Below are 19904 nucleotides of genomic sequence, written 5' to 3' on the forward strand. Positions count from 1 at the left end.
CGAGGTATTGGGTGAAAGCTTACGCTTTTTGCAGTTCGACGTAGCGGATGTTCTGGCAGCCCAGCGCCTGAAGGGTGGCTTCCGTTGCCTGGCGCTGAATCAGCTTGCCACTGGCACGCTCTGCCAGCACCGCACGGCCAATCTGCGAGCAGCTTTCGCCGTGCATGTTTAACAGAATTAGTGCGGCCTGAAGCGGCGGTAAGCTCGGGTTAAAGGCGGCATTTTCGGCATAACGGCCGGCATAAATCCTGCCGCTGAGGGTTTCTACGGCCACACCGCTGTGTGAATGGCTGTAAGGCGCATGACTGGCATTGGCGGCTTTTATCGCCTGCTGTTCCAGCGCATCGCCACTGATGCTATAGCCGTGATCGATCGGATCAAGCAGCAGGGTTTCAATCGCCAGATCGCGTGGACCAAAGGCGTAAGGCAGGTAGTCGCCCAGTGTGGCAGGCTGGCGGCCTGGCAGACAGATGCGCAGGTCAGTACCGCTATTCAGTTCGTTCATAAACTGACGACAGTGGCCGCAGGGAGAATAGTTAACGGTAACCGCTTCCAGCGCGGTTTCTCCGCTCAGCCAGGCATGCGTCACCGCGCTTTGCTCGGCATGAACCGTTTGCTGCATGGTGGCGCCAGCAAATTCCATATTGGCACCAAAGTACCAGTTCCCGCTTTTGCCACGCGCCACCGCGCCGACATCGAAGTTTGACAGCGGAGCGACGGCACAGGCGGCCGCTAACGGCAGCAGCGCCAGCGCCAGCGCATCATCATCAAGTGCGGTGTGCTGTTTAATCGCCGCAATCTGTGGCGCGCTAAAACGGGCGCTGAAATCATCAGCATCAAGAATTGGCTTTAGCGCAGTCTGTAATTCGGGCGACAGAGCTGCAAAAGAGGGTTGAAAACGTGGATGCATTAAGTGCCTCTCATTGGCGTTGTTGGCTACGCATTTTACGGTGCAATCAGCAGGTTATATGTGATCTGCATCGCGCTATCAATGCAATCAATGAAAGTTGATGCTGAATTGCGAGATCTCTCGCAAGATTTAACTCAACCAGTGTAGCAATAGCGGGAAAATAAACGGTGCCAGCAAAGAAGTAATAATGCCGCAAATGACCAGAGCCAGTGAGCTGAAGGCACCTTCCTGAAAATCAATCTCGGCGCAGCGTGCAGTACCCAGTGCATGAGAGGCGTTACCAATGGCGAGGCCCCGCGCTGCTTTACTGCGCACCCGCAGCAGGTTAAGCAGCATATGGCCGAATACTGCGCCCAAAACGCCTGCCACTAAAACGCAGATGGCGCTGATAGCGGGAATGCCGTGCAGTGAGTCAGAAACCGCCATGGCAATCGGTGTGGTCACTGATTTTGGCAAAATAGTGGCGGCGATTTCCGGCGTTGCCCCTAGCCACAGAGCGATAGCAGTGCCGGAAATCATCGCCGTCAGGCTGCCAATAAAGCAGACGCTGATAATCGACTTCCAGCGCGCCCGAATCTGATGCATCTGTTCATACAGCGGCACCGCTAACGCCACCACCGCCGGTTGCAGCAGGTGATTCAGCAGCGCGCTGCCCTGAAAATAGCGCGCGTAGGGCATATTAATCAGCAACAGCAGCGGAATAATGACCGCCATCGAGATCAGCAGCGGATTGAGCAGTGAAATTTTAACTTTTTTTGCCAGCAGGCGTGCGGCAAAGAACACCGCCAGCGTTAGCGGCAGTGACCACCAGATATCACTCATCGGCGCTCTCCTGACGCAGGCTGTGATCGTGCAGCCGCTGAGACGTCAGGCCGACCACCACCAACACAATCAGGGTACTGACGACGCAGGAGACAACAATCGGGCCAAACTGGGCGCTGAGAATCTCGGTGTAGCTCATAATGCCGACGCTGATCGGTACAAACAGCAGCGCCATATAGCGAATCAGCAGATGGCAGCCCGGCTTAACCCAGCTGACCGGCAGAATTTGTGACGCCAGTAGCGCGAACAGCAGTAGCATACCAATGATACTGCCGGGAATGGTCAGCGGCAGCAGAAATGAGATGCCGTTACCGGCATACAGGCAGAGGTAAATGATGGTAAAGGCGCGAAGATAACGCCAGCAGACAGATAGCACGCTGAGCATGGCAGGCTCCTGGGCAAGCGGCGAGTCTTGATTACCGAATGATGGGATCAGGGCAGGGAAGCCGTTTTCGGCTCCCCTGCTGATGACCTGGATTACTTAACCTGCTGACCTGGCTGTGCGCCGCTGTCCGGGCTAAGCAGGAAGATATCTTTACCGCCAGGACCGGCAGCCATCACCATCCCCTCAGAGATGCCAAAGCGCATTTTGCGTGGTGCCAGGTTAGCCACCATCACCGTCAGACGGCCTTCAAGTGCGGCCGGATCGGGGTAGGCCGCGCGAATACCGGAGAACACCTGACGGGTTTCGCCGCCCAAATCCAGTGACAGGCGCAGTAGCTTATCGGAACCTTCAACTAATTCTGCCTTCTGAATCAGCGCAATACGCATATCCACTTTGGCAAAATCGTCAAAAGTAATGGTGTCCTGAATGGGATCGTCTGCCAGCGGGCCGGTCAGTGCCGGTTTTGCAGCCGCCGCCGCGTCTTCTTTTGACGCTTCAATCAGCCCATTCACTTTGTCCATCTCAATACGGCTGTACAGCGCTTTAAAGCCGGCAATCTCGTGGCCGAGCAGCGGCTGATGAATACCTTCCCAGCTCAGCTCAACATTGAGGAACGCTTCAACACGTTCTGCCAGCGACGGCACTACCGGCTTCAGCCAGGTCATCAGCACGCGGAACATGTTGATGCCCATTGAGCAGATCGCTTGCAGTTCAGCATCGCGGCCTTCCTGTTTCGCCACAACCCACGGTGCCTGCTCGTCGACATAGCGGTTCGCCATGTCGGCCAGCGCCATAATTTCCCGGATGGCACGGCTGAACTCACGGCTGTTCCACGCTTCACCGATGCTGGATGCCGCATCGGTGAAGGTTTGATACAGCGCCGGATCGGCCAGTTGGTCGGACAGTTTGCCGCCAAAACGCTTATTGATAAAGCCAGCGTTACGCGAGGCGAGGTTAACCACTTTATTAACGATATCGGCGTTAACTCGCTGGACAAAATCTTCCAGATTCAGGTCGATATCGTCAATGCGGGAAGAGAGTTTCGCCGCATAGTAGTAACGCAGGCTGTCGGCATCAAGATGTTGCAGCCAGGTGCTGGCCTTAATAAAGGTGCCGCGTGATTTCGACATCTTGGCGCCATTGACCGTGACATAACCGTGGACAAACAGGTTGGTCGGCTTGCGGAAGTTGCTGCCTTCCAGCATCGCTGGCCAGAACAGGCTATGGAAATAGACGATATCTTTGCCGATAAAATGATACAGGTCGGCATCAGAATCTTTATTCCAGAACGCGTCAAAATCGATATCGCCGCGTTTGTCACACAGATTCTTAAATGAACCCATGTAGCCAATTGGCGCATCCAGCCAGACGTAGAAATATTTGCCCGGTGCATCAGGAATTTCAAAGCCGAAATACGGCGCATCGCGAGAGATATCCCACTGTTGCAGTCCGGATTCAAACCACTCCTGCATTTTGTTCGCCACCTGCTCTTGCAGCGCACCGGAGCGGGTCCAGGCTTGCAGCATCGCGCTGAATTCTGGCAGATCAAAGAAGAAGTGCTCTGAATCGCGCAATTCTGGCGTAGCGCCCGAGACCACTGACTTCGGCTCAATCAGCTCGGTTGGGCTGTAGGTTGCGCCGCACACTTCACAGTTATCGCCATATTGATCGGCTGCTTTACATTTCGGGCAGGTGCCTTTAACGAAACGATCGGGCAGGAACATGCCTTTTTCCGGATCGTAAAGCTGCGAAATGGTGCGATTTTTAATAAAACCATTTTCTTTCAAACGGCCATAGATCAACGATGACAGCTCACGGTTTTCGTCGCTGTGCGTCGAGTGATAGTTGTCATAGCTGATGTTAAAGCCAGCAAAATCAGTCTGATGCTCCTGACTCATTTCGGCAATCATCTGCTCCGGTGCAATGCCCAGCTGCTGAGCTTTCAGCATGATTGGCGTGCCGTGCGCGTCATCTGCACAGATGAAATATGCCTGATTGCCGCGCATTCGCTGGTAACGGACCCATATATCTGCCTGGATATGCTCGAGCATGTGGCCGAGATGGATAGAACCGTTGGCGTACGGCAGTGCGCACGTTACCAAAATTTTTTTCGCGACTTGAGTCATAGTAGAACTTGCTTTCTTCTGGTTTGAAAAGGACTTCTGATGTTAACCGAAAGGCCGTCCCTGCGTAAACAAGGGGTTTGACGCACCGGGGGTAAAGCCGAATTTTCTTGCATCTGATATGATTAATCACAGGTCTGACTGACAATAACCATTAAGCTATCAAGGAGCCGGGATGAATTCACGATCCCAAGGTCCACACTCCCCTGACACCCTGCGCGCCATGGTGATGGGGGTGCTGACCGCATTTGAACATCCGACGCTACAGCGCAATTTGACCAGCCTGAAAGCGCTACATCATGTGGCACTGATGGATAACACGCTGCATATCGAGCTGGTGATGCCGTTTGCCTGGCAAAGTGGTTTCGAGCTGCTGAAAGAGCAATGCAGTGCTGATCTATTGCGCATTACCGGTGCCAGCGCGATTAACTGGCGTCTGCGTCACGATATCGCCACGCTGAAGCGGGTTAAAAATCATGCCGGCGTTAACGGTGTGAAAAACATTATCGCCGTCAGCTCCGGCAAAGGCGGGGTGGGTAAATCCAGCACCGCGGTGAATCTGGCGCTGGCGCTGATTGCTGAAGGGGCCAGCGTTGGAATCCTTGATGCCGATATCTACGGACCTTCGGTGCCAAATATGCTCGGCACTGAAGATCAGCGGCCTACTTCGCCCGATGGCACCCACATGGCACCGATTATGGCGCATGGACTGGCGACTAACTCGATTGGCTATTTAGTCACTGATGACAATGCCATGGTCTGGCGCGGCCCGATGGCCAGCAAAGCATTGATGCAGCTGCTGAATGAGACGCTGTGGCCGGAACTGGATTATCTGATTCTGGATATGCCGCCGGGTACCGGTGATATCCAGCTGACGCTGGCGCAAAATGTGCCGGTGACCGGTGCGTTGGTCGTGACCACTCCGCAGGATATTGCACTGATTGATGCGCGCAAGGGCATCGTGATGTTCGAAAAAGTGCAGGTTCCGGTGCTGGGCGTGGTGGAAAATATGAGTATGCATATTTGCAGCAACTGCGGTCATCACGAAGCGATTTTCGGCAGCGGCGGCGCGCAGCAGCTGGTGGAACGCTATGATACCCGCCTGTTAAGTCAGCTCCCGTTGCATATCACGTTACGTGAAGATCTGGATAGCGGTGTGCCGACGGTAGTACGCCGTCCGGACAGTGACTTTACCGCGCTGTATCGCCAACTGGCGGGCGCAGTAGCGGCGCAGCTTTACTGGCAGGGTGAGGTGATTCCAGGGGATATTGCTTTCCGGGCTTTATAAACATCAGTCATATGAGGGGGGAGCATGCTCCCCCCTTGCCTTTAGGGCAAAACAAAGTGCATCAACAGATACTCTCCCTGCGGACTGTCGCCGCGGGAAATCACTTTCCAGCCGTGCTGCTGGTAAAATTTGCACGCCGCCTGATTTGCCGCCAGACATTTCAGGGCGCCGGTCGAGCTAAAGCGCTGTTGCACCGCATGCAGTAATGCGCTGCCAACGCCCTGGCGCTGGGCATCCGGCGCAACAAATAGGCTGTGCAGGAAATTATCGTTGTCCAACAGCGCAGCAAAACCGAGTCGATGACCATTTTGTTCAGCCACCAGAACCGTTTCCCCCAGCGTAATCGCATCAAAATCTTCCAGCCGCCAGTCACTGCTGTTCAGCCAGTGCCAGCTGGCCTTACGTGCGGCTAAAAACAAGGTGCGTAAAAACGGGCGGTCGGTTTCGGTAAAGGGGCGAATATGCACTGTTATCTCCTGAAAATGCAGCTGCGGGCAAAACTGACATCTATAATAGTGCATGGGAATTTGTTCGTGGTTTTGATTGCCGCTGGCACATTTGTAAATCTGGTAAAATTTAGCTCTGCACCTGCCGGATTTTATTGTACTCGGTACGCCGCAATGCTTACCATTTAACTCTTTTTGGCCCTGATATTGGGATTTTTAATGCGTTCTTTTGTCACGTTGTTACCAGTAATCACTTTACTGGCTGCCTGTAGCAGCAAACCAACCCCGCCAGAAACGCCGGCATCAGGTAACCCTTTCCGTGGCGATGTAAAGGGCGGTTTTGTCCTCGAACCCTCGCATGCGGTTCATCCCTTAGGCGGTGATTTTGCCGGCAATCCGGCAACCGAGCGCTTTATCAATAATATGGTCAGTAAGCACGGCTTCGATCGCCAGCAGCTGCATGATGTACTGGCGCAAACCAAACGCCTCGATTATGTGCTGCGGCTGATGGATCGTCAGGCACCCAGCTATGGGCCACCAACCGGCCCGAACGGGGCGTGGATCCGCTATCGCAATAAATTCATCACCCCGGATAACGTGCAAAACGGCGTAGCATTCTGGCATCAGCATCAGGATGCCCTGACGCGAGCCTACCAGGTGTATGGGGTGCCGCCGGAGATTATCGTCGGTATTATTGGTGTTGAAACGCGCTGGGGACGTGTGATGGGCAAAACCCGCATCATTGATGCGCTGGCGACGCTGTCATTTGCCTATCCACGGCGCGCAGAATACTTTAGCGGTGAGCTGGAAACCTTTTTGCTGATGGCGCGTAAAGAGCAGAAAGATCCGCTGGACCTGCGCGGCTCTTACGCCGGAGCGATGGGCTACGGCCAGTTTATGCCGTCATCGTTTAAAGACTATGCGGTAGATTTTAATGGTGATGGTCATATCAATCTGTGGGATCCGGTAGATGCCATTGGCAGCGTGGCTAACTACTTTAAACAGCACGGCTGGCAGAGCAACCAGTCAATCGCGATTCCGGCCAGTGGCCAGGCGCCAGGGCTGGAAACCGGCTTTAAAACGCGCTACAGCCCGGCAACACTGGCCGCTGCTGGCCTGCAACCGCAGGTGCCGTTGCAAAACAATCAACAGGTGAGTTTACTGCGTTTTGATATGGGTAAAAGCTGGCAGTACTGGTATGGCTTGCCAAACTTTTATGTGATTACCCGTTATAACCACAGTAACCATTATGCGATGGCGGTCTGGCAGTTGGGTGAGGCCGTGGCGCTGGCGCGCTAGGGCGTTCTCATCACTGAAACTATTCCCCACTGTGAGCAAGACAGTGGGGAAGCGTCAACCGCGTCGCACGATCAGCGTTGATAGAAAATATTGCCATCGTAAGCTTTCAGCATTTTTCCGTCGCTGTCGCTAATCAGTACGTAATTCGATCCCATATAGGTCCAGTGACTGCCGGCATCCGGCGCTGGCAGATTACGCACCTGCCACTGTTTTATCTGGTATTTATCACTGCGATAGAGCGCCGGAGCGGTGTCACCAAGGGTGTAATGGATAAAGTCAGCGGTAAATTCGGTGATTTCATACGACGGTTTTTCCGCGCCAGGCGTCATCACCGCCGGTGCCGCGAAACAGACGCTGGTGGTCGCCAGCAGCGTTGCCAGCAGCATTATTTTTGTTTTAGCCATACAGTCTCCAGTGAGTAAGCCGATTCCATCTGTCCGATTTCCTATCATTCCGTCAGTTACGCTTAACAGGCAAGAGCAAATGTGTGTTGAAGGATTACAGCAGCTTAACGCGTTATCCTTGCTGGCGAAAAATGACGATAAGTTTACAACTGAACAGCTGCGCTTTATTCTTATCAGCTGCTGGCGTAAGCGCCAGCAATTATAGCGTGAATTATCAATGACTCGGGGTGCCTGCTCTGTGAAGAAAAGGCTGAGAATTACCCGCTGAACCTGAACTGGATAATGCCAGCGGAGGGAAGTCAGATGCCTGAGTGCATCGCCTTCTTGATCGCCGGTTGGGAGTGTTATGAATCTTCAACCTGAGCCTGTTTCTGGCGCGTCCGTCGCCCAATCCCTCTCTCTGTTTCGTCAGCATGCGCCACTGGTGCACTGTATGACTAACGACGTGGTGCAAACCTTTACCGCTAATGTGCTGCTGGCTCTGGGAGCGTCACCGGCGATGGTCGTCGATGCTGAAGAAGCCGCGCAGTTCAGCGCTATCGCTGATGGCCTGTTAGTCAACGTTGGCACCTTAACCCGCGACCGCGCGCAGGCAATGCTGGCGGCCATTGATGCTGCTAATCAGTCACAGAAACCCTGGACGCTGGACCCGGTCGCCGTGGGTGGCCTGACTTTCCGCAGTGAATTTTGCCAGCGTTTGTTGCAACGGCGACCGGCGGCGATTCGCGGTAATGCCTCTGAAATTCTGGCGCTGGCGCAGCATGCCGTCAGCGGTCGCGGCGTCGATAGCTTACACGATTCCGCGTCAGCGATAGCGGCGGCAAAGCAGCTGGCGCAGGTCAGTGGCGCAGTGGTGGCGGTAACCGGTTCGGTGGATTACGTCACTGACGGCACACGCACGCTGAGTGTTGCCGGTGGCTCGCCGCTCATGACTCGGGTGGTCGGCACCGGCTGTGCGCTTTCTGCGGTAGTGGCGGGGTTTGCCGCGCTGCCCGGCGAGCGGATTCACCACGTTGCCAGTGCCTGCCGGGTGATTTCTGCTGCCGGAGAGCGTGCTGCGGCAGTGGCAAATGGGCCGGGAAGCTTTATTCCCGCTTTTCTTGATGCACTCTATCAACTTGATAAGGATGAATGGCTATGAAAAGGATTAACGCTCTGACAATTGCCGGTACCGATCCCAGCGGCGGCGCAGGGATTCAGGCCGACCTGAAGGCGTTTTCGGCACTGGGTGCTTATGGTGCCAGCGTGATTACCGCGCTGGTGGCGCAAAATACCCGTGGTGTGCAGTCAGTTTATCGTATTGAGCCGGAGTTCGTCGGCGCGCAGCTGGATTCGGTGCTGTCGGATGTGCGTATCGACAGCGCTAAAATCGGCATGCTGGCGGAGTGCGATATTGTTGATGTGGTGGCCGATCGTTTACAACAGGCGGCGCTGCCGTGGGTGATACTGGATACCGTGATGCTGGCAAAAAGTGGCGATCCGCTGCTGTCGGTAAAAGCGATTGATACTATGCGTCAGCGTTTATTGCCGCAGGTTTCCCTGATTACGCCGAATATCCCCGAGGCAGCGGCACTGCTGGATTGCCGCATGGCGCGCAACGAGCATGAGATGCAGGCGCAAGGGCGTGCGATGCTGGAGCTGGGCTGCCAGGCGGTACTGATGAAAGGCGGCCATCTCGGCGAGCACGAAAGTCCGGACTGGCTGTTCACCGCCGATCTTGAGCAGCGCTTTACCGCACCGCGTGTGGCAACGCGTCATACCCACGGCACCGGTTGTAGCCTGTCAGCGGCGCTGGCAGCGCTGCGCCCGCGCCATGAAAGCTGGCCAGCCACGGTTGAAGTAGCCAAACACTGGCTGCAGGGCGCGCTGGAACATGCGGATTCGCTGGAAGTGGGCGGCGGGATTGGCCCAGTACACCATTTTTACCGCTGGTGGTAGAGCGGTATACCAAAACGGCGATTATTACCTGCGAATCGTTCTGAAAAATGGAGTCAGCAGTTTGCCTTAAGCGTATGTTTTGGGCCAGGCTTTGTTGGGGCGGCGACAGTCGACCGGTCGGGCCGAAGAAATTCGGCCCATCACTTATCTTTCAGGAGTTAGCATGACGGACATCGTACAGTTATTGGGTAAAGAAGCTGATCAACTTCTGCAACATCGCTGCATGACCATTCCAGCCGAAAGCCTGTATTTACCCGGCGCGGATTATGTCGATCGCGTAATGATCGATAACAACCGTTCTCCAGTCGTGTTACGCAATATGCAAACGTTGTACAACACCGGGCGCCTGGCAGGCAGCGGATATCTGTCGATTTTGCCCGTTGATCAGGGAGTAGAGCATTCGGCGGCGGCCTCGTTTGCGGCTAATCCGCTCTATTTTGACCCCAAAAATATTGTTGAACTGGCGATTGAAGCCGGTTGTAACTGTGTGGCTTCCACCTATGGCGTGCTGGCCTCGGTATCGCGCCGCTATGCGCACCGCATCCCGTTTTTGGTCAAGCTGAATCACAATGAGACGCTAAGTTATCCGACCCAGTACGACCAGACGCTGTACGCCAGCGTCGAGCAGGCGTTTAACCTCGGCGCGGTGGCCGTCGGTGCCACTATCTATTTCGGTTCTGAACAGTCGCGCCGCCAGATTGAAGAGATCTCTGCCGCTTTTGAACGTGCGCATGAGCTGGGAATGGTTACCGTACTGTGGGCCTATCTGCGTAATAACGCGTTTAAAAAAGACGGCACTGATTATCACGCCAGTGCGGATCTCACCGGGCAGGCCAACCATCTGGCGGCAACGATTGGCGCAGATATCGTCAAGCAGAAAATGGCGGAAAATAACGGCGGTTATCAGGCGGTCAATTTCGGCTATACCGATGAGCGCGTTTACAGCAAACTGACCAGTGAAAATCCGATTGATCTGGTACGTTACCAGTTAGCCAACTGCTACATGGGCCGTGCCGGACTGATTAACTCCGGTGGCGCGGCTTCCGGTGATACCGATATCGCCGAGTCGGTGCGGACGGCGGTGATCAATAAACGTGCCGGTGGAATGGGGCTGATTCTGGGACGTAAAGCGTTTAAGAAGTCGATGAAAGAGGGCGTAGCGCTGATTAATGCGGTACAGGATGTCTATCTGTCGAAAGATGTGACTATCGCTTAACGGCTCTTCGGGCGGCGAAAGCGCCGCCCGTGGAAAAGTAATCGTTAAGGCTGTTCGAACCAGTCGCTGTTCTGTTCGGCAATCGGCGTAATCGAGAAAATCATCTGTTGTAAGTGGCGGCGCAGAGCATTTTCGGCGGCATCGGCATCGCCATCGACAATAGCCTGATAAATCTGCTGATGCTGTTCGATTAAACTTTCCGGTGGCGACACTTCACTCAGCGTCAGAAAGCGCACGCGATCCATAGTTGCTTTGATATTTTCTACCGTCTCCCACGCCAGTTCACAGCGAATGCTTTGTGCAATCAGCCGGTGAAATTCATCATCCAGCAGTAAAAATGCCTGGCTGTCATGGCGCTGAGCCGCCAGCCGCTGTAGCTGTAAATTGTGTTCCAGCTCGGCTAAGGCTGCGGGATCGGCTTGTGCTGCCGCGCGACGGACTACCGCCACTTCAACCGCCTCACGAATAAAACGGCCATCGGCAACGCGCTGCGCCGAAATTTTGCGCACAAAGGTGCCGCGTTGCGGCAGTACCTGCACCAGCCCGGCCTCTGCCAGTTTAATAAATGCTTCCCGCACCGGCTGGCGTGAGACATTAAAGCGGGTGGAGACCTCTTTCTCAGACAGCAACGCGCCGGGATGAATGGCGCAGGTGACAATGTCCTGGCGCAAAAAGCGGTAAATCTGCTGATTAACCGGTTCGCTGGCAGTAATAATGTAGGGTAGCGACATTCAGCAACATCCTTTTTGCGGCTAACGCAGTGGTCAACCGGGCTGTAAAACGTTCAGTCTAAACAGCCCGTTGCGCCAGCGCCAGCGCTTTTAATCGTGGCTAATCATCTGCCTTACCGTCTCTCTGGCACCCTGGGTTTGCAGCTGATGATAGAACTCGCCGATGCGGGCTGCCACCAGTGGACTGGCCGCCAGATCGCGGCCGAAAATCGCCTCCAGTGCCAGCAGTGCCTGAACGCGCGCCGGGCCATCCGGCGTGCTGGCAACACATTGAGCTAATTGTTCTTTTAACGGGTCGTTGATGATGATGGCGGCACCTTGTTCATCGACGCCGCTGACATAGCGCATCCAGCCCGCCACGCCCAGCGCCAGCAGGTCAAAATCACTGCCGTTGTTCAGATGCCAGCGGATACTGTCGAGCCAGCGCTGCGGCAACTTCTGGCTGCCATCGCTGGCAATCTGATAAGTGCGGTGTTTAATCGCCCGGTTCTGGTAACGGGTTATCAGTGAATCCGCATAAGCGGGCAGATCAACTTGAGTAATATTGAGCGTCGGTGCCTGTTCGGCCAGCATCAACCGGCGGGCAGCGATCAGGTAGTTTTCATCTGCCATGCAGTCGCTGATATGCTGATAACCCGCCAGATAGCCGAGGTAGGCGAGAAAAGAGTGGCTGCCATTCAACATCCGCAGTTTCATCTGTTCAAACGGCAGCACGTCGGCGACCAGCTCTGCGCCGGCCTTTTCCCACGCCGGGCGGCCACTGACAAATTTGTCTTCAATTACCCACTGAAAAAACGGTTCACAGACCACGGCAACCTCATCGCGACAGCCCAGTTTGTCGCTCAGCGTGCTTAAGGTTTCTGGCGTCATCGCCGGTACAATGCGGTCGACCATCGTGGACGGAAAGGCTATATGTTCAGCGATGTATTTTGCCAGCGCAGCATCCTGCTGCTGCGCCAGTTGCATCACGACCTGGCGAGTCACCTGACCGTTTTCCGGCATATTGTCACAGGACATCACGCTGAACGGTGGCAAACCGCGCTGGCGACGGCGTTTAATCGCCGCAACAATCAGGCCGGGCAGCGACACCGGCGCATCGGGCTGGCTGATATCATGCTGAATTGACGGATGTTGCAGATTCAGCTGGCCGCTGGCCGGCTGATGACAGTAGCCTTTTTCCGTTACCGTCATGGAGATAATCGCCACATCCGGCTGGCTCATCGCTTCAATAACGGCGTCAATGCCGTCGCCCTGCGCGTGCAGCGCATGGGTTACCACGCCAATCACCCGGGTCGACAGGCTGTCATCAGTCATTTCGGTCACGCTGTACAACAGCGACTGCGCGCGCAGGGCGGTAATCAGCTCGCCGCTGTTGAGGTTTACTTCGCAAATACCCCAGTCGCTGTGATGATCGCTGGCCAGCAGGTCGCTGCACAGCGCCTGGTGGGCGCGATGAAAGGCACCAAAACCGATATGGACGATGCGGGTGCGCAGCGCGGAGCGGTCATAGTTCGGGAGCAGTTCAGCGGAGAACATAATCAATCCTTGTGAAGAGAAGGGCGCGGAAAGCGCCCTGAGCAATCAGACCGAAACCGTATCAGTGGAGGCTTTCGGGCTTTTAATCAGCACCAGAACCAGCACGGCACCCAGCGCGGCAATCACCCCTGCCAGCACAAATGCGCTGTCGAATTTACCGGTATTCTGCACGATATAGCCGGTCGCAATCGGGCCGATAATGCCGGAAATACTGCCGATAAGATGGATAAAACCACTAATACCGCCGACGCGACTTTTATGTACCACGTCCTGAATGATCGCCCAGTAGATGGCGCCGGTGATATACAGGAAAAAGATTGATACCGACATCAGCACCACTGCGGAAGTCACCCCTTGTACCGTACCAGCCAGCGCCACACAAATTGCCGCCGCCAGCAACGAGACGACCAGCACAATTTTTCTCGACAGCAGTAACCTGCCGGTAATTTTAAAGATCTTGTCGGAAATCAGTCCGCCCAGTGCCAGCCCAACAAAGCCAACTATCCATGGGATCATGGTGGTAATGCTCATCGACTTGATATCGAGATTGTGCGCCTGCACCAGATAAGCCGGAAACCAGCTGAGGAAGAAAAACAGGATGTAGTTGTAGCAGAAGAAGGCGAAGGCGGTGACCAGAATCACCGGCTGGCGCAGATAGTAACCAAGGCCATGAGCCGCCTGCGCTAAATCCTGCTCGGCACTGATTGGCTCTTGTTTCAGCTGGTCGATCAGTTCGCGCTCTTTTGCCGAAACCAGCCGACTTTTAGCCGGATTATCCGATGCGATAAAGAACCAGAACACCATCCAGACGATACCAATTGAGCAGATAATCATAAACGCCGGACGCCAGCCAAAGGAGAGCGCCAGATAGCCAACAATCGGCCCGGCGACCGCGCCGCCGAGCGGTGAACCGGCGCTGAGAAAGCCCATCGCCGTTGCCGCCTGTTTTTTCGGGAACCAGCCATTAATCGCTTTATTCGCTGAGGCGCATATCGGGCCTTCCGCCATCCCGAACAGTACGCGCAGAATCAGCATCGACCAGAAACCGGTGGCAACCGCCGTCAGGCCGCAAAACAGTGACCACATGCCGACCGCGACGCCGAGTACCAGCGTCGGGCCATATTTATCGGTAGCGAGGCCGCCAATAAAGTTAAACAGCGCATAACCGAAGAAGAAGCTGCCAAAGATCATGCCGAACTGTTCGGCATTCAGCAGCAGATCTTTTTCAATCATCGGTACGGTCAGCGACAGGGCGACACGATCGAGGTAGTTGATCATGTAGACCAGAAATAACAGCAGTACGATTGTCCAGCGCAGGTTCTTGAACATGTTGACTCCGTAGGGTTTTTTATTTTTCAGGTACAGCATGCCTGGTAGAAACCGGCAAATGCCGGTTCCGTGAAACAGTTAACTCACTTTTAAAATCACTTTGCAGCAGCGACGCGGCTGCTTTTCAAACAGGGTCATCGCCTGCTCAACATCACTGAGTGCGAAGGTGTGGGTGACCAGCTTCTCCGGCTGAATGAATCCCTGCTCCATCCACTCGATGACCTGCGGAAAACGATTGCTGTTCAGCCGTGAGGTAAACAGCGACAGCTCTTTGCTGGTCAGGCTCTGCTGCGTCAGCGTGCACGGCTCGCCGGAGAAACCCAGCAGACCGATGCGCGCCGCCGGTGAGGCGAGCGCGACGGCTTCGGCTAAAATCGACGGATGGCAGGCGGCATCAATAATCAGCGTGGGCTTTATGCCATTTAGCTGAGTATCCAGCGACTGCTGGCTATTATCGATCACCCAATCTGCGCCGTTTTCTTGCGCCAAAGCCAGTCGTTCAGGCAGGCGGTCAACGACGATAACTTGCCGGACGTTATAGACGCCTTTCAGTACCTGGATCGCGGTCAGGCCCATCGGACCGGCACCGTAAATCAGCGCGATATCGTCAGTCGTCGGTTGCAGAAAGGCGGTGATATTGGCGGCGATGGTAAAAGGCTCCACCAGGCTGGCCAGCGTATCGGGAATGCTGGCCGGTAGCTGACAGGCGTTTTTAGCCGGTGCCAGAGCGTACTCGCTAAAACCGCCGTCGCGATGGACGCCAATCACCTGCAGTTCGCTGCACACGTTGGGGCGGCCTACCGAACAGGGGTAGCAATCACCGCAGCTGACGACCGGATCGACCGCCACCCGTTCGCCGATGCGGCTGCTGTCGACACCTTCACCAACCGCATCAATCCGGCCAAAAAACTCATGGCCGATAACGCGTGGATAGCGCGCAAAAGGATTATGGCCGTGCCAGATATGCACATCGGAACCGCAGATACTGGCATACTGGACTTTGACGCGCACTTCACCTGCTGCGGGCAGCGGCAGCGGGCGCGTTTCAATGCATAAGCTGCCGGGACGTTCAATGACTACACTTTTCATCGTCGTCTCCTTACCAGTTCCACAACGTGCCGTCTTCAAGACGCGCAACGGGCAAATAAGCCGGTTCATAGGGATATTTGGCTGCCAGCTTTTCATCGAACTCGATACCGAGTCCTGGTTTTTCACCCGGATGCATATAGCCGTTGTCAAAGCTCCAGCTGTGGTTAAACACCTCCAGCATCTGCTCGGAGTATCCCATATACTCCTGCACGCCAAAGTTCGGCACCCAGAGGTCGAAATGCAGCGCAGCCGCCATACAAATTGGTGACAGATCGGAAGGGCCGTGGGAGCCGGTGCGCACCTGATACAGCGAGGCGAAGTCGGCAATGCGCCGCATGCCGCTGATGCCACCGGCATGGGTGATGGTGGTGCGGATATAGTCGATTAACTGCTCTTCTATCAGCTGTTTACAGTCCCAGATACTGTTAAAAACCTCCCCGACGGCAATCGGCGTCACGGTGTGCTGGCGAATCAGGCGGAAACTCTGCTGGTTTTCTGCTGGCGTCGGATCTTCCATCCAGAACAGGCGATAATCTTCAACGCTTTTACCAAAACGCGCGGCTTCAATCGGCGTCAGGCGGTGATGCATATCGTGCAACAGATGTTCGTTAAAACCGAATTTGTCACGGATAGATTCAAACAGCTTTGGCGTAAAATCGAGGTACTTTTCTGTTGACCACAGCTGCTCTTCCGGCCAGTTGCCTTTGGTCGCTGGTTCGTAGGCCAGACCTTTGCCTTTCGCCATTCCGTAAGTGGTTTTCATGCCGGGCACGCCGCACTGGGCGCGAATCGCTTTAAAACCCAGCTCTTTATGGCGCGCGTAGTCATCCATTACTTCATCAATGCTGTGGCCAGTGGTGTGGCAATAGACCATTACACCAGTGCGCGATGCGCCGCCCAGTAGCTGATAAAGCGGCATATTGGCGGCTTTACCTTTGATATCCCATAGCGCCATATCAACAGCTGAAATGGCTGACATGGTAACCGGACCACGACGCCAGTAAGCGCCCTTGTAGAAGAACTGCCAGATATCTTCGATTTGATGGGCATCGCGGCCAATCAGCTGCGGGCAGACATGATCTTTCAGGTATGAAGCGACCGGCAGTTCGCGGCCATTTAGCGTGGCATCGCCGATGCCGGTCAGGCCTTCATCGGTAGTAATTTTGACGGTGACAAAGTTTCTTCCCGGGCAGGTGACAAATACTTCCGCGTTAACAATTTTCATCTTGATGACCCTGTGACTGCGTTCGATGATGAAAAAATACGCGCGTTTATACTACCATACAAGTTAGATGCTCAGATTTGCGGCAGCGATCACGTTGTCAGTCCGTTAACCGTTTGTGACGCCTTTTGCATCCTGCAACCGTCAGGACGGGAACCGAAAAATGGGATACTGGCAGTCAAATAATTAATCAGTTAACTACACCACCGCAATCTGCCAAAAAATTGCCAGAACCACAGGCAGCATAAAAATAGCGTTATTTAAGTTAACTATCCGCAACGCGTGCTTTTTTTCAGGCTAAAGAAAATAGACGGTGAAATGACTAATAAGGTAAGCGCGGCAGTGAAGTCACGAATAATATCGACGACAAACACGCGCCGTGCATCGCAGACGTTTTTGATTTCATCTCCGTCGATATAAAGTTCTTCTTCAAATAAGAGCAGTAAAAATAAAGAACAGACAAAGTAATAGGCTAATAATACTGAGAGTAAACTCTTTCCAGTTCATTAGTATGCCATCAAAATCATACTCATTATCAATATAAAGTAATTTATAAACAGCATGATAAAATTTCTGCCTTCCCCCTTTAACTGAGGAAGGCAGAATACTCGTTACGCCAGCAGTTCACATGACGGCGGCAAACGGCATTGCAGCGCATCAGGCATAACTTCAATGCGGAATTCGCTGCCGCTCAGTGGTTCACCGTCGAGGTTAAATGTCATTTCGTTTGGCGCACGAATCGTCAGCCACGGCAGGGAGGCGGTGACCATATTCGGATTATCATCATCACGGGTTAACGAATGCAGCAGGGTCGGGAGAATCTCCTGTGAGGTGACGATACTCAGTTCCAGCGCGCCATCATTAATCAGTGCGCTCGGGCATAAACGCTGCCCGCCACCCGCCTGGCGGCCATTGCCAATGCCAATCACCAGCGCATCGCCTTGCCAGTTAAAATCCGGGCCGTTGATTTCACAGCTGTCGGCTTTCAGCTGATCCATACGCATCAGGCCGTGAATAAGATAGGAGACGCCGCCCAGCGCCGATTTCAGCTTCTCTGGCGTTTCGGTGGTAATGCGCGTGCCGAACCCGCCGGTGGCCATATTAATAAAATAGCGTTGCTGGTTCACGCAGGCCAGATCGATGCTGACCGCTTTGCCGACAATCGCCAGTCTTAGCGCCTGCTCCATATGGTCGGGAATACTGGCGCTGGTGGCGAAATCATTGGCGGTACCGAGCGGCAAAATACCCAGCACCGGGCGGATATGGCTTTCCAGTTTTGCCAGCGCAGTGGCAATTTCATTAATGGTGCCGTCACCGCCGCCCGCTACCACCGTTTCGGCATTCATATCCAGTGCTTCACGCAGATAACGTTCGCCGTCGCCGTGTTCCCAGGTCACACGAACTTCTATCGGGTATCCTTCATCGCGCAGAGTGGTGATTGCGGCACGCAACTCCTCGTTGCCTGCGCCTTTGCCATTTAAGATCACCAGCGTAAGTGCATGCTTGTCCATTATTGATCCTTGTAATGCGCTGGCCGAAGTGGCCGGTAAATCAGGGTCTGATGCAGATTTTATAGCATATCACGACGGGAATTTTTATCAGACAGACGGCTAACCGGAGATAAAAAAAAGAAAAACCCGCACGGGGGAGCCGGGCGGGCGAATTGAGGTGGTTCTGTAAAACCTTGCTATTTGGTGTTGGTCGTTTTTAGCAAGCGAGATAGTAGCCAGAAAACCCGCAGATGAATGTGATCAAATTCTAAGATCTGTAACGGCGGGTAAATTAGCTGAAGGCCAGTTCTCCCGCCATTTTCTTAGCTGAGATTACGCATCAGCAGCGCGTAACTCAGATCGATCTCTGGAGGAATCGGCACCCAGACAAAATGGCCGTTGCCCGGTGCGACGTCAACCGCCTGCGACCGGTTATTCTCCATCTCTTCGAGAGTGAAGTTGACATTACCCGCTGGCGTCATCAGCTCCAGGCTGTTACCAATGGCGAATTTATTTTTAACGTCGACCTGCGCCAGATGACCGCGACGCTCGCCGGTGAACTCGCCGACAAACTGCTGACGATCCGACTGCGAATGGCCGCTTTCATAGCTCTGATAGCTGTCGTGAGTGTGACGACGCAAAAAACCTTCGGTATAGCCACGGTGTGCCAGACCTTCCAGCGTCTCCAGCAGCGAGGCGTCGAAAGGTTTACCCGCTGCGGCATCGTCAATCGCCCGGCGATAAACCTGCGCGGTACGGGCGCAATAATAGAAAGATTTGGTGCGGCCTTCGATTTTCAGCGAATGCATCCCCATTTGCGTCAGTTGTTCGACGTGGGCGACCGCGCGCAGATCTTTCGAGTTCATAATGTAGGTGCCGTGTTCATCTTCAAACGCGGTCATATATTCGCCCGGACGCTGGGCCTCTTCGATCATAAAGACTTTATCGGTTGGCTGGCCCTGACCGAGCGTTGGCTCGATATTCCTGACCGCAATCGGCTCATACTGATGAACAATATTGCCGACTTCATCCTGTTTACCTTCTTCGACCTTATACTCCCAGCGGCAGGCATTGGTGCAGGTTCCCTGGTTGGGGTCGCGTTTATTCAGATAGCCGGAAAGCAGGCAGCGTCCGGAGTAGGCCATGCACAGTGCGCCATGAACAAAGATCTCCAGTTCCATTTCTGGCACCTGCTGACGAATTTCCGCAATCTCTTCCAGCGACAGTTCGCGCGACAGAATCACGCGCGTCAGCCCCATCTGCTGCCAGAATTTTACCGTGGCCCAGTTTACCGCGTTAGCCTGAACCGACAGATGCACCGCCATCTGTGGGAAAGCTTCGCGCACCAGCATAATCAGCCCGGGATCGGACATAATCAGCGCGTCCGGCCCCATCTCAATCACCGGTTTCAGATCGCGAATAAAGGTTTTCAGCTTGGCGTTATGCGGCGCGATATTCACCACCACGTAAAACTTTTTACCCAACGCGTGCGCTTCATTGATCCCGATGGCGAGATTCTCATGATTGAATTCGTTGTTGCGCACCCGCAGGCTGTAGCGTGGCTGACCGGCATACACCGCATCTGCACCATAGGCAAAGGCGTAACGCATATTTTTCAGCGTTCCGGCCGGAGAGAGGAGTTCCGGTTTAAACATATTTTTCTCAGTCTGATGTCA

18 protein-coding genes, 1 pseudogene and 1 riboswitch are annotated in these 19904 nt (G+C 54.4%); of the genes and pseudogenes, 5 read left to right on the top strand and 14 right to left on the bottom strand.

All coding sequences use genetic code 11. From position 1 onward, the window contains the following. Window positions 1-19: 19 nt before the first annotated feature. The 4 genes from cdd to metG form a co-directional block, all read right to left on the bottom strand. Entirely contained in the window at window positions 20-910 is an 891-nt protein-coding gene (gene cdd / locus ACP3TC_RS07070; RefSeq protein WP_426817846.1) for a cytidine deaminase, read from the bottom strand. Between the two features lie 129 nt (window positions 911-1039). Further along, window positions 1040-1732 (bottom strand): CidB/LrgB family autolysis modulator, encoded by a 693-nt coding sequence (locus tag ACP3TC_RS07075; RefSeq protein WP_313852768.1) that lies wholly within the window; start codon window positions 1730-1732, stop codon window positions 1040-1042. After that, a complete protein-coding gene (locus tag ACP3TC_RS07080) occupies window positions 1725-2117 on the bottom strand; it encodes a CidA/LrgA family protein (RefSeq protein WP_313852766.1) in 393 nt (130 codons plus the stop codon). The genes ACP3TC_RS07075 and ACP3TC_RS07080 overlap by 8 nt, the downstream gene beginning before the upstream one ends. Window positions 2118-2209: 92 nt before the next feature. Next, window positions 2210-4243: a methionine--tRNA ligase gene (metG, locus tag ACP3TC_RS07085; RefSeq protein ID WP_426817847.1), complete on the bottom strand. Its 2034-nt coding sequence runs from the start codon at window positions 4241-4243 to the stop codon at window positions 2210-2212. 172 nt (window positions 4244-4415) lie between these two features. On the opposite strand from metG, the gene apbC reads away from it, so the two are divergent. Beyond that, entirely contained in the window at window positions 4416-5528 is a 1113-nt protein-coding gene (apbC, locus tag ACP3TC_RS07090; protein ID WP_313852763.1) for an iron-sulfur cluster carrier protein ApbC, read from the top strand. 41 nt (window positions 5529-5569) lie between these two features. On the opposite strand, the gene ACP3TC_RS07095 is transcribed toward apbC, so the two are convergent. Then, window positions 5570-5995, bottom strand: coding sequence for a GNAT family N-acetyltransferase (locus ACP3TC_RS07095; RefSeq protein WP_313852762.1), 426 nt, complete (start codon window positions 5993-5995; stop codon window positions 5570-5572). A 198-nt stretch (window positions 5996-6193) separates the two neighbouring features. Between ACP3TC_RS07095 and mltB the strand changes: the two genes are divergently transcribed. Continuing rightward, on the top strand, window positions 6194-7273 hold the full coding sequence (gene mltB, locus ACP3TC_RS07100; protein WP_313852760.1) for a lytic murein transglycosylase B: 1080 nt from the start codon (window positions 6194-6196) through the stop codon (window positions 7271-7273). A 71-nt stretch (window positions 7274-7344) separates the two neighbouring features. On the opposite strand, the gene ACP3TC_RS07105 is transcribed toward mltB, so the two are convergent. After that, window positions 7345-7677 (bottom strand): RcnB family protein, encoded by a 333-nt coding sequence (locus tag ACP3TC_RS07105; RefSeq protein ID WP_426817848.1) that lies wholly within the window; start codon window positions 7675-7677, stop codon window positions 7345-7347. A gap of 213 nt (window positions 7678-7890) precedes the next feature. Further along, a riboswitch (TPP riboswitch) is annotated at window positions 7891-7991 on the top strand. 32 nt (window positions 7992-8023) lie between these two features. Between ACP3TC_RS07105 and thiM the strand changes: the two genes are divergently transcribed. The 3 genes from thiM (at window position 8024) to fbaB (ending at window position 10831) form a co-directional block, all read left to right on the top strand. Then, a complete protein-coding gene (gene thiM, locus ACP3TC_RS07110; protein ID WP_426817849.1) occupies window positions 8024-8818 on the top strand; it encodes a hydroxyethylthiazole kinase in 795 nt (264 codons plus the stop codon). Beyond that, on the top strand, window positions 8815-9615 hold the full coding sequence (gene thiD / locus ACP3TC_RS07115; RefSeq protein ID WP_313852755.1) for a bifunctional hydroxymethylpyrimidine kinase/phosphomethylpyrimidine kinase: 801 nt from the start codon (window positions 8815-8817) through the stop codon (window positions 9613-9615). The genes thiM and thiD overlap by 4 nt, the downstream gene beginning before the upstream one ends. A gap of 163 nt (window positions 9616-9778) precedes the next feature. Beyond that, on the top strand, window positions 9779-10831 hold the full coding sequence (gene fbaB, locus ACP3TC_RS07120; RefSeq protein WP_313852754.1) for a class I fructose-bisphosphate aldolase: 1053 nt from the start codon (window positions 9779-9781) through the stop codon (window positions 10829-10831). 44 nt (window positions 10832-10875) lie between these two features. Here the strand turns inward: fbaB and ACP3TC_RS07125 are convergent, their stop codons facing one another. The 8 genes and pseudogenes from ACP3TC_RS07125 to yegQ form a co-directional block, all read right to left on the bottom strand. Further along, window positions 10876-11562, bottom strand: coding sequence for a GntR family transcriptional regulator (locus ACP3TC_RS07125; RefSeq protein ID WP_313852753.1), 687 nt, complete (start codon window positions 11560-11562; stop codon window positions 10876-10878). Between the two features lie 90 nt (window positions 11563-11652). After that, the gene (locus tag ACP3TC_RS07130) at window positions 11653-13098 is read right to left on the bottom strand and encodes a mannitol dehydrogenase family protein (RefSeq protein WP_426817850.1); all 1446 of its coding nucleotides are present in this window, start codon (window positions 13096-13098) and stop codon (window positions 11653-11655) included. 45 nt (window positions 13099-13143) lie between these two features. After that, window positions 13144-14427, bottom strand: coding sequence for an MFS transporter (locus tag ACP3TC_RS07135; protein ID WP_313852751.1), 1284 nt, complete (start codon window positions 14425-14427; stop codon window positions 13144-13146). A gap of 78 nt (window positions 14428-14505) precedes the next feature. After that, window positions 14506-15516, bottom strand: a complete 1011-nt coding sequence (locus tag ACP3TC_RS07140; RefSeq protein ID WP_313852749.1) for a Zn-dependent oxidoreductase — start codon at window positions 15514-15516, stop codon at window positions 14506-14508. A gap of 10 nt (window positions 15517-15526) precedes the next feature. Next, window positions 15527-16741, bottom strand: a complete 1215-nt coding sequence (gene manD / locus ACP3TC_RS07145; protein ID WP_313852748.1) for a D-mannonate dehydratase ManD — start codon at window positions 16739-16741, stop codon at window positions 15527-15529. Window positions 16742-17007: 266 nt separating this feature from the next. Continuing rightward, window positions 17008-17205, bottom strand: a pseudogene (locus tag ACP3TC_RS07150) (DUF2645 family protein); the annotation flags it as partial. 144 nt (window positions 17206-17349) lie between these two features. Beyond that, window positions 17350-18249 (bottom strand): lipid kinase YegS, encoded by a 900-nt coding sequence (gene yegS / locus ACP3TC_RS07155; RefSeq protein WP_313852747.1) that lies wholly within the window; start codon window positions 18247-18249, stop codon window positions 17350-17352. Between the two features lie 302 nt (window positions 18250-18551). Continuing rightward, window positions 18552-19883: a tRNA 5-hydroxyuridine modification protein YegQ gene (yegQ, locus tag ACP3TC_RS07160; protein ID WP_426817851.1), complete on the bottom strand. Its 1332-nt coding sequence runs from the start codon at window positions 19881-19883 to the stop codon at window positions 18552-18554. Window positions 19884-19904: the final 21 nt, after the last annotated feature.

Origin of the sequence: Winslowiella sp. 2C04, assembly GCF_050037805.1 — a bacterium.
Lineage (GTDB): Bacteria > Pseudomonadota > Gammaproteobacteria > Enterobacterales > Enterobacteriaceae > Erwinia > Erwinia toletana_A.

What these genes read in the sequence shown, in the direction of transcription:
- cdd (WP_426817846.1), bottom strand. Translation starts at nt 910, where the DNA reads ATGCATCCACGTTTTCAACCCTCTTTTGCAGCTCTGTCGCCCGAATTA.
- ACP3TC_RS07075 (WP_313852768.1), bottom strand. Translation starts at nt 1,732, where the DNA reads ATGAGTGATATCTGGTGGTCACTGCCGCTAACGCTGGCGGTGTTCTTT.
- ACP3TC_RS07080 (WP_313852766.1), bottom strand. Translation starts at nt 2,117, where the DNA reads ATGCTCAGCGTGCTATCTGTCTGCTGGCGTTATCTTCGCGCCTTTACC.
- metG (WP_426817847.1), bottom strand. Translation starts at nt 4,243, where the DNA reads ATGACTCAAGTCGCGAAAAAAATTTTGGTAACGTGCGCACTGCCGTAC.
- apbC (WP_313852763.1), top strand. Translation starts at nt 4,416, where the DNA reads ATGAATTCACGATCCCAAGGTCCACACTCCCCTGACACCCTGCGCGCC.
- mltB (WP_313852760.1), top strand. Translation starts at nt 6,194, where the DNA reads ATGCGTTCTTTTGTCACGTTGTTACCAGTAATCACTTTACTGGCTGCC.
- ACP3TC_RS07105 (WP_426817848.1), bottom strand. Translation starts at nt 7,677, where the DNA reads ATGGCTAAAACAAAAATAATGCTGCTGGCAACGCTGCTGGCGACCACC.
- thiM (WP_426817849.1), top strand. Translation starts at nt 8,024, where the DNA reads ATGAATCTTCAACCTGAGCCTGTTTCTGGCGCGTCCGTCGCCCAATCC.
- thiD (WP_313852755.1), top strand. Translation starts at nt 8,815, where the DNA reads ATGAAAAGGATTAACGCTCTGACAATTGCCGGTACCGATCCCAGCGGC.
- fbaB (WP_313852754.1), top strand. Translation starts at nt 9,779, where the DNA reads ATGACGGACATCGTACAGTTATTGGGTAAAGAAGCTGATCAACTTCTG.
- ACP3TC_RS07125 (WP_313852753.1), bottom strand. Translation starts at nt 11,562, where the DNA reads ATGTCGCTACCCTACATTATTACTGCCAGCGAACCGGTTAATCAGCAG.
- ACP3TC_RS07130 (WP_426817850.1), bottom strand. Translation starts at nt 13,098, where the DNA reads ATGTTCTCCGCTGAACTGCTCCCGAACTATGACCGCTCCGCGCTGCGC.
- ACP3TC_RS07135 (WP_313852751.1), bottom strand. Translation starts at nt 14,427, where the DNA reads ATGTTCAAGAACCTGCGCTGGACAATCGTACTGCTGTTATTTCTGGTC.
- ACP3TC_RS07140 (WP_313852749.1), bottom strand. Translation starts at nt 15,516, where the DNA reads ATGAAAAGTGTAGTCATTGAACGTCCCGGCAGCTTATGCATTGAAACG.
- manD (WP_313852748.1), bottom strand. Translation starts at nt 16,741, where the DNA reads ATGAAAATTGTTAACGCGGAAGTATTTGTCACCTGCCCGGGAAGAAAC.
- yegS (WP_313852747.1), bottom strand. Translation starts at nt 18,249, where the DNA reads ATGGACAAGCATGCACTTACGCTGGTGATCTTAAATGGCAAAGGCGCA.
- yegQ (WP_426817851.1), bottom strand. Translation starts at nt 19,883, where the DNA reads ATGTTTAAACCGGAACTCCTCTCTCCGGCCGGAACGCTGAAAAATATG.